Source organism: Flavobacterium flavipallidum, assembly GCF_038289905.1.
Lineage (GTDB): Bacteria > Bacteroidota > Bacteroidia > Flavobacteriales > Flavobacteriaceae > Flavobacterium > Flavobacterium flavipallidum.
In genome coordinates this window covers 21,993-37,258 of sequence record NZ_JBBYHU010000014.1, presented here as the reverse complement: position 1 = coordinate 37,258, position 15,266 = coordinate 21,993, and the positions used below count along the sequence as shown (strand labels likewise).

The following is a 15,266-nucleotide window of genomic DNA, read 5'->3' as shown; positions in this document are numbered from 1 at the left end:
ATGGATTGTCACATCGAGCGCAGTCGAGAGGCAAGCTTAACATAATATAAAAGTTCTCGACTGCGCTCGAACTGACATAAAATTTTCAATAATTACAACACCAGTCCTAACCGATTGGTGTTTTTTTTATTTAGGAGCAAAACGATGATTTTTCATAACAACTTCCCTCCTGTCCCGATAGCTATCGGGACGCTATACCTCTTGTATTCGCTATCGCTACCACAAGAGGATGCCGCTACCATCAGGGCTATTGAATACAATTAATTTGCAAAATAACTTTTGTAAGAATATTTTAATATATTTGAATCAAAATGAAATATTTTATACCTAAACAACCTATGAACAAAAATTACTTATTATTATTTATTATTATTTTACATTTCACAAATTATACAATTGCTCAAGAAAAAAATGCCCCAAAAATTTCAAAGTTTAGTATCGGAATTAATGCTGGACCAAATTATAACAGTTTGAGAGGAGATTCTTTTGCAGATAAATATAAATCTAATTTTAATTATTTTTTGGGGCTTTCATTACAATACAAAATTAACAAACACTTTTCTGTAGTAACTAATTTAAATTACGAACAAAGTCCTTTCAAATCAGAATATAGAAGTGGTCCTAAAAATTGGGCTGATACTTATATGATCAAAGATAAAACTACATTTACACATTTGAACATTCCTGTTCTCTTACAATATAATTTGGGCGTTTACAATGAATTTTTCATCAACGGTGGTATTTTTTATAATCCTATTATAAAGGTTTCCAATGAAATGATTAATACAGACACTGGTGATAACATTAGTGATTTAGATTTTAATGAATTATTTAAAAAGAAAAACTACGGCTTATCATTAGGCATAGGTATGAATTTTAAATTTGATAAACGTGATAATGTATCAGTAGAAATTAGAGATGATTTTGGGCTTAACGATATTGGAGCGACAAAACTTGGTAATATCTCAACTACCAAAACAAATTCGATAAAGTTAGTCTTTAACTGGAGTTTAAACCTTTAACATAAATTGATTTTTTAATAAACCATGGCACTTATCAATCCGCACATTAACTTCAACGGAAATGCCGAGGAAGCGTTTCTTTTTTACCAATCGGTATTTGGAGGAGAGTTTACAAATATTGTACGTTTCAAAGATTTGTCAAGTGACGCATTTCCAGTACCAGAACAGGAATTAAATAAGATTATGCACATTGCTTTACCCATTGGCACAAACACTTTGCTAGCTAATGACGTTCCAGAAAGTATGGGACGGGTAAACGAAAACGAGAACAGGTCTAAAATATCGATTAGTGCCGAAAGTCGTGAAGAAGCCGACCAATTATTCAACGCACTTTCAGCAGGCGGAACTATTGAATGTCCAATCGATAACAGTCCCTGGGGTTCTTATTTTGGAATGTTCAGAGATAAATTTGGCATTGAATGGATGATTGATTTTACTCCAAAAGTATAAGAGCCATTTCAATTACAAAAAATTAGAAATTAAAAAGATAATTTGTAGCTGAAAAAATATAGAAAATCACTTTATCTATTAAAACTAAATCAACCAAATGCTTCATAAAACATTTTTCCTTTTAGGTCTCATTATTTGCAGTCAGACAATTATAGGACAAACAAAACCGCTAACAGATAAACAAAAAAAGAAATTTTATCCGCAAAAGGACATTGTTTCTCAATATCATAATGACTGGACTCAAAAACATTACAAACAAAGAATGGCTACTTTTGAGAAAGAGCCTTTAGAAATGGGCGACATTGTTTTCATTGGAAATAGCATTACTGAAAAAATTAAAAATTGGGATGAAAAATTCAATAAACCACATCTTCGCAATCGCGGTATTGCCGGAGACCTCACGGATGGCGTGCTAAAACGCCTGAACGAAATTGTTTATTTCAAGCCAAAAGCTGTTTTTATTATGATTGGTATTAATGATTTATTTAATATTCATTATAAAGAAGATAATGGAAAATTAAAGTACTTTAAAATTATACCTTCCGTAACTTGTGTAGGACAAAATATTCTAAAAATTGCAAAACGAATTCACCGTCGATCTCCAGCGACCCAAATTTATGTTCGCACCGTCTTACCTAGCCGCAGAGACTTTTTGAAACAGGATATTAAAATCCTAAATGAAATTATTAAAAAAAACAAAAACAAAGGATTCTATAAAGTTTTAGATTTTTACAGCCAATTTGCAGACTCAAATGGAGATTTACCTAAAGAGTTTACCGTTGACGGAGTTCATTTAAGTGATAAAGGTTATGAAAAATGGATTAATTTTGAAAAACCTATTATCGACTCCTTATAATAGTTTCAGTTTTCAACAAAAGTTTCAATATAAAACTTAAAAACTATGCATACCTCCATCATTCCCAAATTACCGATGCGCGATAAAAATGCTACCAAAGCTTTTTATATGGCACAATTAGCTTTCACTGAAATTGGAGATTATGGGGATTATTTGTTGCTCAAAAAAGACAACATCGAAATTCATTTTTTTGAATTCAAAACCCTGAATCCCGAAGAAAATTACGGTCAGGTTTATATTCGTACCCAAGGCATTGATGACTTTTACCAATCTTTACTGGATAAAAAAGTCAGCATTCATCCTAATGCGCCTTTGCAAAACAAACCCTGGGGACAAAAAGAGTTTGCTCTAATCGATCCGGATAATAATTTATTGACTTTTGGCGAAAGCATAACTTAAAATTTTCATCTGCTATAATCTACTAAATCTGCGTGCAATAAAACCTTTTACCACAATACACATAAATACCTTAAATTTGCAGGAAGTCAATTTAGAAAAATAGAACAATGAACATTTTAGAATTAATTCAAAAAAGATATACTGCCAAACATTACCAATCAAACAAAGCGATTCCGCAGGATAAAATTGAAGAGTTGAAAGAAATTTTGCGTCTTACTCCTTCTTCCATCAACATTCAGCCATGGAAATTTACCTTTGTTCAAAATCCGGAAATGAAGTCTAAACTAGCCGCTGTTTCGATGCACAACACCGAAAAAATCAATCAGGCACATTTATTAGTAGTTTTTTCTGTGGCAGATGACTTAGATGCTTTTCAAAAAATAGTTGACGCCGAATTACCAGCAGCCCGAAGAGATTGGTACAATAAAATCAAAGCCAATACTCCGGAATCCGAATTAAAAACCTGGTTATCTAAACAAGTTTATATTGCACTAGGAGTTGGTTTAACCGCAAGTATTGCTTTAGGATTAGATTCGACTGCGATGGAAGGAATTGAAAGCGATAAATACAAGGACGTTTTAGGAATGAACGATTACAAACCTTTATTTGCTATGGCGGTGGGTTATGGTGCGGAAGATGATTTTAACCGTATCGAAGTGACTCCTAAATCAAGAAGAGCATTGGAAAGTGTTATTGATTCTATCTAAACTTTTGGTTTAAAAAAAGACCTCAACCAAGAGAATTCTAGTCCAAAAGTAATCCTCTAAATACAATCATTATGTCAAACGTCAACCTCATCATAGAAGAACGCGCTGCCGATATTGGAAATTTTCTGGTAGGCCGACTATTACCTTTTCGTCAAAAACGCATGGTGGGTCCATTCATCTATATAGATCACATGGGACCTGTAAAAATGAATGAACGTCAGAATTTTGATGTATTACCTCATCCACATATTGGACTTTCTACCCTTACCTTTTTATTTGAAGGAAGTATTATGCACCGCGATAGCCTGGGAAATGAAGTTGAAATAAAACCAGGTGAAGTGAACTGGATGACCGCCGGAAAAGGTATCGTACATTCTGAACGCACACCGGAATATTTACGTCATTCTGAAAAAAACATGCATGGTTTACAAATTTGGGTAGCGTTACCAAAGCATCTCGAAGAAATGAACCCTGAATTTTTTCACATTGACAGCAATGCTATTCCATCCTGGAAAGAAGATGATGTCGAATTTAAATTAGTTGCCGGAGAAGCTTTTGGACGAAAATCAAAAGTTCCAGTTTACAGTCCGATGTACATGCTGGAAATCAAATCCAGCGTAGAAAGGAAATTAAATATTGGCAAACATTTGTATGGTGAAGCAGGGCTTTATATTCTGGAAGGCGGAATTGAAAACGACGGAAATGAATATGGTCCTAAACAAATATTAGTAGCCAAAAATAGTAGCCTTTGCGAATTTACAATGCAACCCAATTCTACTATCTACATTTTTGGAGGCGAAGCTTATCCTGAAGAACGTTTTATCGACTGGAACTTTGTTTCGACAGATAAAGAATTAATTGAAAAAGCCAAGCAAAAATGGAGCGAACAAAAGTTTGATAAAATAAATGGCGAAACCGAATTTGTGCCGCTTCCTTCCTATCCTAAAAAATAAGTTTGACAAAGAAAATTGCAAAATTTTTTCATGTAATTTCGTATAAAAACAATAAAAAAAGTAGTAATTTCGGCGCATTACAAATAAAACTATCAACTTTAATTATTTAATTAAATAGTTTAAAAAAAACAATTATAATGGCATCAGGATTTTTTGCTTTATTAGATGATATTGCAGCTCTTATGGACGATGTAGCCGTAATGAGCAAGGTGGCAGCCAAAAAAACTGCCGGAATTTTAGGAGATGATTTGGCTGTAAATGCCGAAAAAGCCTCAGGATTTGCTTCCTCAAGAGAATTACCCGTTTTATGGGCAATTACCAAAGGTTCGCTACTTAACAAGATAATTATTCTTCCGATTGCTTTTGTTTTGAGTGCTTATTTTCCAATTGCTATAAAAATTATACTCGTTCTGGGCGGACTTTATCTCGCTTACGAAGGAGCTGAAAAAATTTATGAATACATTGTTCCGCATCCTCATGAAAAAATCAATATCGAATCGGAAGTACAATCTGAAGAAGAAATTTTAGTGATTGAAAAAGAAAAAGTAAAATCAGCCATTGTAACCGATTTTATTTTATCGGTTGAAATTGTCATTATTGCTTTAGGAACTGTTATTGGTCAGCCATTAATTTCCCAAATCATAAGCGTTTCTATCATTGCCTTATTAGCAACTGTAGGTGTTTATGGTATTGTAGCTTTGATTGTTCGCATGGACGAAACCGGTTTTAAATTGATTGCACTAAGCAAAAATGAAAAAAGTCCGGCAAAATTTATTGGAAATATATTAGTAGAAGCACTCCCAAAAGTCATTAAAGCTTTATCTATAATAGGTACGATTGCTTTACTTTTGGTTGCCGGAGGAATATTTGCCCATAACATTGATTTTTTACATCATTTTGCAGAAGCAATTCCTGCTTTCGTTAAAGAATTCATCATCGGACTGGTTTTCGGATTTGCTGTTTTGCTTATTATTTCACTTTTCAAAAAAGTACTAAAAAAATAATCACACAAACATTTTAATAAATTCAAAAACAACAGATTAGCTTTTATTTTTTGTAACTTAGTGGTACTCCAAACCAAAAAAGTTTATCAATTCTAAAATTAAAAGCAATGCCTAAGTATGTTATTGAAAGAGAAATTCCTGATGCAGGAAAGTTAACTACCGAGCAATTAAAAGCTATTTCGCAAGCCTCTTGTGGTGTATTGCTCAAAATGGGATCTGAAATTCAATGGGTTCACAGTTATGTGACGGATAACAAAATCTATTGTGTTTACAACGCGCCAAATGAGGAAATGATTATGGAACACGCTAAACAAGGCGGATTTCCAGCCAATTCAATCAGTAAAGTTTCAGTAGTCATTGACCCTGTTACCGCTGAATAACACCAATAAAAAAGGCTGTTTTTTCAACAGCCTTTTGTTTTTTTATCTTCCGGTATAATTAGGACAACCAAAACATTTTTTATCCAAATTAAACTGATAAGTTAATGACAATTCATACACTCCACCAGTTCTACCAATTTTAGTGGTATTCATATCATAAGACAAGCCCAAACGCAAGTGATCGTATTGCAGTCCTGTAAAAAGATTAACAGAAGTCAACAAATGACTATCAAGTCCGTTTTTAGCCGGATTAGTGACAGCAGTTGCTCCGAAAAACATTTTTTCAAACAAAATAGACGCTCCTAAATCCAAACGATTGTATCGACCTTGTTGCATATAATTAGCAGTAGCAAACATTTTTGTAGCATACGGGAAAAACTGTACATCAATATAATCAGCCAGCAGGAATTCATAACCTGTACTCAATGAGAAAAAGGTATTCAAAGGGACATTTCCATCTTTATTAAAAGCAATATTTGGCTTATTTAGATGTTTCATCGAAAGTCCAATCCATAAATCTTCGGTATTGAAAACCATTGCAGCTCCGATATCAAAAAATCCTACTTTATCGTTTTGCAATGCCGGATCAATCGAAGTTGCATTGTTCACTCCGGTTCGGATGTTAATTTGGTCTTCCAATAGTAAATTTCGAAAAGCAAAAGACTTAGACCCAAAACCTACTTCGATAGCTGGCCTGAAATCCCATTCGTCACTCACCCGCACCCGATAAGTATAACTGGCATTTAACTGCGAAAAATTATAATTGGTTACATTTTCTCTCTGATTTAAAAAACTAATACCTAATCCAGAATTCATTTCTTCACTCCAGGTATTTAAAAAAGCATAATCAGTAGCTATTTTCAAATTCAAATCCGGCCATTGTTCTCTGTGAATAATTCCGGTATATGTGGTTTCCATAAATCCCGTAAAACCTGGATTTAAGGTTTCGGGTACTAAAAAATATTGGGTAAAAATGGGATCTTGTGCTTGAACATTCGAATAAAAGAAACACGAAATCAGGATAATAATTAATTTAATTCTCATTAGTTATGTTCTTCTTTTATTTAATTAATGTTAAAGCACCTTCCAATACAACATCATGTTTATAAAAAGTCTTACCAATCATTTTGTAATAATAATTTCCATTTTCGGCATCTAAACCTTTCATTTTTCCATTCCAGCCTTTGATGTTTTCCCCCTTTTCAGTGTAGATTAAACTTCCCCATGTATCATAAACATATAAAGTTACTTCAATAAAACCTAGGAATATGGGAGCAAAACTATCATTGGTTCCATCATTATTAGGAGTAAAAGCCGTAGGCATTTCAACACTGTATCCTTTTTCAATTTTTATAGTTGTTGTATAAACATATTGACAACCAAAAGGATAAGTAACCGTTTGCTTGATAGTATAAGTCCCCACTCTAGTATAAATATGGGAAGGATTTTCTTCATCTGAAAAATTACCATCTCCAAAATCCCAAGCAATGTTAGTGAAATCGCCTGTTGCTAAATTGGTAAACAAAATAGGATCAAAAATCGAATATAAATTATAAACATCGTGACCATAAGAGTTGTACGAAAAATTTGCATTCCCTAAAACCGGCGTGTTCACATTAAATGGAAAATTAGCGTCACATCCAAAACTATCTACTACTTTAAAAATAACCATTCCATTGTTATTGGTATTCATGATTTGGTTGTTGCTTCCGCTCACTACTCCGTCAGACCAACTCAAGGTGTAAGGTGGCACTCCCCCTTTTACATGACCAACAAAAGTTTGTTTGACATATTTAGTTTCGCAATCAAAATCAGTTATTGTTTCAACCGTTGGAATTAATTGATTAAAACGAACTATTTCCTTCGTTAGAGTTTCATGACAACCGTTAACATCGGTTACTATAACCGTGTATTTATCAGGTGTTAAATTAGCCAAATCCTCTGTGGTAGCTCCATTTGACCACTTATACGTAAAAGGAGGTCTTCCTCCAGTTACTATTAAATCAATTACTCCGGTATTGGAATTACTACAATTTAAAGGATTCGAAAGTTCGGCATTTAATACAATCTTTGGTGGTTCAACTATTTCAAAAGATCTTTTTATATCACATGATTTACCGTCTGTTATTATTACCGAATATTCTCCCGGACCTAAGTTATTTCGATCTGCACCAGCTAAAGGATCATCTGACCACACTACTTTCACCGGTGCCTGACCACCTACAATATTTAGACGAATATAACCGTCATTGGCACCAAAACAGGAAATTTGTCTGGTATCCGGATTAATAGTAAATACTGGAGCATCAGCAATAATAATAGGAAACGGTTTAGGACAACCTAAGGCATCTTCAATAGTAACAGTATACGTTCCTGCTGATAAATCACTTATTTCTCTCCCTGAAGCAAAATTACTCCACTTGATAATATAAGGATCTCCAGTTGTAAAAGGCACTCCACCTGTTATACCGGTTATCTTTATTGAACCATCTGTTTTATTATAGCACGTAAGATCTGTTTTAGTATATACTATTTTAATTTCAGGGTTTTGTGTTAAAACAACATCTAATTCATCAGTACAACCTGAATTATCAGTCACTTTCAAATGATAGCTACCGGCATATAAATTTATCGGATTTTTAACTGTACTTCTATAATTATTGGGACCTGTCCACAAATATGTATAATTAGCACGACCTCCAGTTACATCTACATTAATTTCTCCAGTATTGTAACCATAACATAAGATATCTTTTTGACTTACTAATGTAACATCTAAAACGGGAGGATTGACTATTGTAAAATCATCTTGAAGGATATCACAATTATTCACTTCGGTAATGATAACATGATAAGTTCCAGCTGCCAGATTTCGTAGATTATTAGTCCCAGGAAATGCATTACCGTCTTTTGTCCAAACATAAGTATAAGGAGCTGTACCGCCACTTACATTTAAGGTTATTTGTCCGTCATTTTTATCATGACAACTAATATCTGTTTTATTACTCGAAAAACTGAATTTGTTAGGCTGACCTACCGTATAATTTGTGCTAAACGGACAGTTACCATTGTCGGTAATTGTTAAATAATATGTACCTGCTTTCAAATTAGAAATATCCTCATCTGTGCTTCTAAATCCGTCTGGCCCCGTCCATGCAAATTGATATGGGGCTCCGGTTGAAAAAGGAATTCCTCCTCTTGCTGTTATAGTAATACTTCCATCATCAGCACCAAAACAACTAGCATTTTTTATAACAGGATTGGCTGTAATCAAAGGATCAACAGTAACAGTTACCGTAAAATTAGGCCCCGGGCAACTTCCTGCTATTGGTGAAACAGTATAAGTAACTGTGGCTGGACTGGTGGTATTATTCGTTAAGAATTGACCAATACTAGATACCGAACTGGATTGTGCATTAGCTCCACTTACCGCACCAAAAGGAGAAACTACAGGAGTTGACCATGTATAAGTAGTTCCGGTAGGCACATTATCTCCACCTCCACTTCTTGGAGTAATCGAAAAAGAACTTCCGCTACAAATTTTTGCTGTTTTCGCAGCAATAATAGGAGAAAGAACGGTATTTACTGAAAAAGTTCTTGGTATTGAAACTGGTCCACAACTGGTAAAAACAGTAAAAGTAGCCGTATAATCTCCACTTGTTGAATAGTTAATTGATCCTGGATTTAAAGTATAAACTTCAGATGGAGTTCCTCCCGGGAAACTCCATTTATAGGAAAGATCAGAGCTTGGACCACAATATTCAATGACTTTACCCACCGGCCTGATCGTTGCCGAATTACAATAATCAGAAATAGGATCTAAGGAAATCGTTGGTGGTTTTTTAACCTGAATTGTTTTTAGTGTAGACCATGTATCTCCACAACTTGTTGATGCTTTTAATCGAAAAGTATAATTTCCAGTCACCCTAAAATTAATTACAGGATCTTTAGAATAAGCATAGGTACCAGCTGCATAAGACCAAGATGGATTTTCATTTTTACAATAGGGATCATTATAAGAGACGAAAATCCATTCATAACTCACATTACCGCAAGTAAGCGATTGCGTATTAGTGGTATTGGTGATTTGTGTATTAGAATTAATACAAGCATTCCCAAAAGTAAAATCAGGTTGTACGGTAGTTTCGATACAAATATCTCTACGATATTCCACCCCAACGCCACAAGGCGTTACAGCATTTAATCTAACAGTATAGGTCCCCGGTCTTGAATAAATATGACTAGGACTAACCTGGTTAGAAGTTGTTCCATCACCAAAATCCCAAGTATATACTCCTACCGTACTACAATTGTTTTTATATCCTGCTCTTGTAGTATTACTAAAAAAAACAGATGAATTTGCACAGGCAACACTTGGCGAACTAAAACTTATAGTTGGTTTATCCAAAATGATAATAGGACCTGCAGTTAAAGTGGTATTGTTGCAGGAATTTGAAATAAATAACACCACTGTACTTCCTCCTGGGCAATTAGATTGTGTAAACGTATGCGGAATAGGAAAATCCTGAGAAGCTGAAGGGTTAGCGGCATTATAATAAACCGAACGTTCTAATTGGGTTTGTGTATAGGTTGCCGTTGAACCATCTCCATAATTTACCGTATATTGGGTATCTGAAGGATTTAATGCCCAGGAACCAATGGCAAAATTCATAGGAGCAACCGGAATACAAAAGTTGGTCGTATTTCCCGGAGCAATCAAAGCTCCCACTGGATTATTTGAATTCTTTACAATATATTCTACAGTATTATTACAAGCTGCATTTCCTATGGCTGTTATGACCATTTTAAAAGAACCTAAACGCTGATAAGTATGTGTTTTAGGAAAACTAACGTTCGTTTCAGTACTTCCATCACCCCAATCAATATTGTACGAACTAATGCAGGAAGCAGAAGCAGAAGCATTACCTACTCTAATCGTATATGCTAAATTAGTATTATTATCACCACAACGTTCAAAAACCGAAGTGTTAGCCGCATCTGGATTGACAAACTTTAAATCTGGTTTTTGCTTTACAGTAACAATTTTAGAAGCAGAAGTTGTTGAAATACCGTTTCTGTCCTTTACCGTTAATTTAACCGTGAAAGTTTGAGAGCCACAGCCTAAGGCAGTAAAAGTATGGGTAGGATTACTATTCGTAGAAGTCGTTCCGTCCCCAAAATCCCATTCATAAGTAAAAGGGGCATCTCCGCTAACTTCAGGAACAAAAGTAATCGGTGTACCCGAACAACTGTTGTCATTGTTAAAAGTAAAATCAACAACTGGAGCAGCTAGCATTCTTTCATCCTCAAAAATTAAAGGTTTAGCAATGGCAAGATTAAAGTTCCAAAAAGTGAAAAATAAAAGAAAAAAACAAGAGTATAATAGGCGTAATGTTCTTATCATAAATTACGAAAATAATTTTCTGACAAAAGTAACTAATAAAATGATTTAAACAGTGTTTATGTAAGATAAATGTAGTATTTACAATTTTATTACTTACACTTTTCTAAATCCTAGTATTCCTTCACAATATAAAAATGTCTATTTTTGCAGTCTAAAATTTTTATCGATGCCAAATAAAAAATACAAAATAGCGGTACTTCAGTTAAACCTGAATGATGTTGCCGAAAACAATCTTAAAAAATGTATCAGTTGGGTAAGAGATGCGGCTGCTCAAGGCGCTGAAGTGATTTCGCTTCCTGAATTATATAGCAGTCATTATTTTTGTCAAAGTGAAGATGTTGATAATTTTGCTTTGGCAGAACCTTTGTATAGTACTTCTTTTATTGCTTTTAGCGAATTAGCTAAAGAATTAGGCGTGGTAATTATTGTGCCTTTCTTCGAAAAAAGAATGGCAGGTATTTACCATAACTCTGCTTACATTATTGATACTGATGGAACTGAAGCTGGTTTGTACCGCAAAATGCACATTCCGGACGATCCTGCATTCTACGAAAAATTCTATTTTACTCCTGGAGATCTTGGATTCAAAAACAATCCCACTAAGAAAGGAAATATCGGAACATTAATTTGTTGGGATCAATGGTATCCTGAAGGAGCTCGTATTACAGCTTTAAAAGGTGCTGAGGTTTTATTTTACCCAACAGCAATTGGATGGCATCCTGCTGAAAAAGAACAATACGGTGCCAACCAATACGGTGCCTGGATGAATGTTATGAAAGGACATGCCGTAGCTAATGGGGTTTATGTAGCAGCAGCTAACCGAATTGGTCTTGAAAAATATTTACCAGATACAGCCGGAATCGAATTCTGGGGAGCATCTTTTATTTGTGGACCACAAGGAGAAATTTTAGCACAGGCTTCTCACGATAAAGAAGAAATCTTAATTGCTGAGGTTGATTTAGACTTACAAGAAAATGTACGCCAAAACTGGCCATTCTTCAGAGACCGAAGAATTGATGCTTTTGGAGATATTACAAAAAGAGCGATTGATTAATCCTTTTCTTTTACAAATACAAAATGGACTAAAGCGTTTGCCTTAGTCCATTTTTTTTATTCTTATTTCAACCGCAAATTACTCTCTAATTAATACAAATTTATTTTTTTTATAACTTTGAGAGCTTAGCGAAAAACTTTGTGCCCTTTGTGGTTAAAATTTTGCAACAGATTATTTTGTGCTCTTTGCGAAATCTTTCAAAACTTTGCGGTTAAATAGTATTACAACAAATCAGGTTGGAAGAATTTCACTTTTCCATCTCCTTCGCTGCTTACCACTAACAAACTTCTATTGTTAGGACTTTTAGAAGCAGGGATAAACAATAAACCTTCAGGCGCATCACCCGTTTTAATACTTTGTAAATACTGAGGAACAGCCGGATTAGTGATATCATAAACAATAACAGTATCTGTTCTTTCTAAACCAACGAATAAAATTTGCTTTTTACCCATTTTAGCCACAACTACAGCTTCTGGTTCTGAACCTTTATCATCACTACGAGCATCATCATAAGTACCTAAATCATTAGAACGTTTGTCTAAATCATTTTTACTATCGTAAACTAAACTTCCAGTACTTCCATTCCAAATTGTGAATGAACGTGCACCAAAACTGATTAATTCATCTAAATCACCATCTGTATCCGTATCTCCTTCTGTCGAGATTAAATTCAAACGCCCCATAGAAGCATCAGCTTTCAAAGCCGAAGCATTTGGAAAAATTGTAGCATCTAGGTTTAAGTTTTTCAATCTTTCCACATCTTTATAACTGCCATATTCTCTGGCATCACCTTCATTGGCAGTAATAAAATAATCTGTTCCGTTTACTGAATAACTAGCAATCGCATCCGGCATATACATTCCTTTTACTTTCCATGGGTTAAAAGCAATAGCACCGTCTTTATCACTAATGTCAATCGCGTTTTCTGCCAAATTGAAATCTTTATATCCCAATCCGAAAAGAGAAGTGATTTTTTTGGACGCCAAATCAACCTTAGCCACTCCGTTATTTTCCTGTAAAGTAACCCAAGCCGTCTTAGAATCGGCAGAGATAGTAATGTATTCAGGTTCGATATCAGCAGCAAAACTAACTGCAGTTTTAGAAACTCTGAAACCTTTAGTTCTTAAAGTTGTTAACTGACTTTCAAATCCTGCAAAGTTCAAAGTTGTTACTGCATAATCTTTATTTACTTCGATAATTGAAACCGTACCTTCAGGATCAACTGTATAATCAGCATTCGGTTCACCTTCATTGGCACTCATTATATATTTTCCATCTGGAGAAAAAGTAACCATATCAGGCAAAGCACCTACGGTAATTTCTTTGATCAAACTCAAATCAGCGGTATTAAAAACCAATACTTTTCCATAGTTTTGTTTGCTAACAGTTGATTCAACTGCTACTGCCAATTTACCGCCATAAACTGAAACACTATTTGCAGCACCACTATAAGTAGTTAAACTGATGGCTCCAATTTTAACCGGACTCATTGGATTAGACAAATCAATAACATCAACTTGATTCGTTCCACTATTGTTAACCGTAAAAAGTCTTTTCGTAGTTTCATCGTAAGCACTAATTTCGGCAGCTGCTTCACCTCCAATTGTTATTGTACCAACTTCTTTAAAGCTAGATACATTTTCGCTTACTTCGTTTTCATTATTGTCATTTCCTTTGTCATTCTCACAGCTGCAAAAAATAAATAAGGCTGTTACTAATGCAATTCCAAAATTTTTCATGTTTTTCTTTTTGATAGTTTTGGCAAAAGTAACGGCCTGATGAAACTTTTAGATTAAGCCAGGATTATCAAATTTTTAATAAGACACACACAAATGTTAGGGAATAGTTTTGAAAAAACAATCAAGATTAAGCGTCCTGAAAATCCAGGCTTAAAAAAAGAGGATTTGGATTCCTCTTATATATTTTAAAAATTGTCACATAATCATTTCGCTTTATACAAAGTCATTTTTTTATTTTCAAGATTAATTTTCACATAACCACCTCTAATTGTAACAAATACATTTTTCCTATCAAGAACAACTACAGAAGTTGGATACAAACCGTCCCAAAATAAATTATCAAAAATAGTTGTTACTTTCCAATCTTTATCAATTGCATAAAACCCTTTATGACCAGCTATATATAAAACACCTTTATAAATATTCATTGCAGAAGGTAAATCTCCTAGTTTTATTCCTTTTGATATTGAAAATGAATTCTGAATACTTCTAAGTTTGAAGAGACTACCATAATTAGTTCCCATATGCGCAACTCCTCCCATAAAGCAAATAGAATCATTAAATTTAAAAACAAAACTGGTATTTCCACTTTGGATAAGCTTAGAATCTTTTAGCATTTTACTTAATGGATCTTTATCTAACATCATTAAACCTCCAAAAAATCGGGGACGAATTTCATTTATGTTTTTTCCATTAACAAAAAATTGTTGAGTAGAATCTTTAGGTTTAAAATACAGACCTCCTCCAAACTCACCTTTATTAATTCCTATCAATTTTCCAATAGGAATATCTAAAATCACATTAGGACTGTATTTGTATTTTTCTACTTTAATTTTTCCATTATTCAAAGTAAAAACAAACTCTTTATCTGATGCATGATTAAATTCATACCATTCTTTGCTATCCATTTTTGGTATTTCACAAGCAGTAAAATCTTTTAAAGAATAATTCTGCGCCAGAAAAGACAAAGGTAGATTCAATACAAGCAGAAAGAGAATTAAACGGAATGCTTTCATTTTGGAATAAAATTTTAGATTAAAACATTTTCAAATATAAATAAGTTTCTTTCACAAATAGTCTTATAAAAAATATTTTTCCTACAAATACAATTTCTTAGTCTTAGTTTTCCAGAAACTTTAGATACTTAAAACAACTAAGCCTCATCTCAAACTTTCTCCAAAAGCCGAGATAAATATCAAACCAAATAATACTATTTCTTAATTTTCCTTAACACCTTAATGGCGAAAACAAAAGAACACAATGTTATTCTTTTCACAGCTCCATTTTTAAAATCCTTA

13 protein-coding genes are annotated in these 15,266 nt (G+C 33.9%); 9 read left to right on the top strand and 4 right to left on the bottom strand.

The features are described 5' to 3' along the window. Positions 1–311 precede the first annotated feature (311 nt). From AAEO59_RS08635 to AAEO59_RS08600, 8 genes are all read left to right on the top strand, one after another. Positions 312–1,022: a porin family protein gene (locus AAEO59_RS08635; protein ID WP_341700335.1), complete on the top strand. Its 711-nt coding sequence runs from the start codon at positions 312–314 to the stop codon at positions 1,020–1,022. A 24-nt stretch (positions 1,023–1,046) separates the two neighbouring features. Next, positions 1,047–1,472 carry a VOC family protein gene (locus tag AAEO59_RS08630; protein WP_341700334.1) on the top strand — a complete coding sequence of 142 codons (426 nt, stop codon included), beginning with the start codon at positions 1,047–1,049 and terminating at the stop codon, positions 1,470–1,472. Positions 1,473–1,569: 97 nt separating this feature from the next. Continuing rightward, complete coding sequence (locus AAEO59_RS08625) at positions 1,570–2,328, top strand: GDSL-type esterase/lipase family protein (protein ID WP_341700333.1); 759 nt, start codon at positions 1,570–1,572, stop codon at positions 2,326–2,328. 45 nt (positions 2,329–2,373) lie between these two features. Next, positions 2,374–2,727 (top strand): bleomycin resistance protein, encoded by a 354-nt coding sequence (locus AAEO59_RS08620; RefSeq protein WP_341700332.1) that lies wholly within the window; start codon positions 2,374–2,376, stop codon positions 2,725–2,727. 107 nt (positions 2,728–2,834) lie between these two features. After that, a complete protein-coding gene (locus AAEO59_RS08615) occupies positions 2,835–3,434 on the top strand; it encodes a nitroreductase family protein (protein WP_341700331.1) in 600 nt (199 codons plus the stop codon). 71 nt (positions 3,435–3,505) lie between these two features. Then, on the top strand, positions 3,506–4,387 hold the full coding sequence (locus tag AAEO59_RS08610) for a pirin family protein (RefSeq protein ID WP_341700330.1): 882 nt from the start codon (positions 3,506–3,508) through the stop codon (positions 4,385–4,387). A gap of 137 nt (positions 4,388–4,524) precedes the next feature. Further along, positions 4,525–5,391 carry a DUF808 domain-containing protein gene (locus AAEO59_RS08605; RefSeq protein WP_341700329.1) on the top strand — a complete coding sequence of 289 codons (867 nt, stop codon included), beginning with the start codon at positions 4,525–4,527 and terminating at the stop codon, positions 5,389–5,391. Between the two features lie 107 nt (positions 5,392–5,498). Further along, positions 5,499–5,771, top strand: coding sequence for a DUF4242 domain-containing protein (locus tag AAEO59_RS08600; RefSeq protein ID WP_341700328.1), 273 nt, complete (start codon positions 5,499–5,501; stop codon positions 5,769–5,771). Positions 5,772–5,813: 42 nt separating this feature from the next. Here AAEO59_RS08600 and AAEO59_RS08595 read toward each other — a convergent pair whose 3' ends face one another. Both AAEO59_RS08595 and AAEO59_RS08590 read right to left on the bottom strand, forming a co-directional pair. Further along, positions 5,814–6,815 carry a PorP/SprF family type IX secretion system membrane protein gene (locus AAEO59_RS08595; protein WP_341700327.1) on the bottom strand — a complete coding sequence of 334 codons (1,002 nt, stop codon included), beginning with the start codon at positions 6,813–6,815 and terminating at the stop codon, positions 5,814–5,816. 16 nt (positions 6,816–6,831) lie between these two features. Beyond that, a complete protein-coding gene (locus AAEO59_RS08590; protein ID WP_341700326.1) occupies positions 6,832–11,067 on the bottom strand; it encodes a PKD domain-containing protein in 4,236 nt (1,411 codons plus the stop codon). A gap of 274 nt (positions 11,068–11,341) precedes the next feature. On the opposite strand from AAEO59_RS08590, the gene AAEO59_RS08585 reads away from it, so the two are divergent. Further along, positions 11,342–12,229 carry a carbon-nitrogen hydrolase gene (locus tag AAEO59_RS08585; protein ID WP_341700325.1) on the top strand — a complete coding sequence of 296 codons (888 nt, stop codon included), beginning with the start codon at positions 11,342–11,344 and terminating at the stop codon, positions 12,227–12,229. A 221-nt stretch (positions 12,230–12,450) separates the two neighbouring features. Here AAEO59_RS08585 and AAEO59_RS08580 read toward each other — a convergent pair whose 3' ends face one another. Next, positions 12,451–13,968, bottom strand: a complete 1,518-nt coding sequence (locus AAEO59_RS08580; protein WP_341700324.1) for a choice-of-anchor I family protein — start codon at positions 13,966–13,968, stop codon at positions 12,451–12,453. Between the two features lie 203 nt (positions 13,969–14,171). After that, positions 14,172–14,984 carry a hypothetical protein gene (locus AAEO59_RS08575; protein ID WP_341700323.1) on the bottom strand — a complete coding sequence of 271 codons (813 nt, stop codon included), beginning with the start codon at positions 14,982–14,984 and terminating at the stop codon, positions 14,172–14,174. Positions 14,985–15,266: the final 282 nt, after the last annotated feature.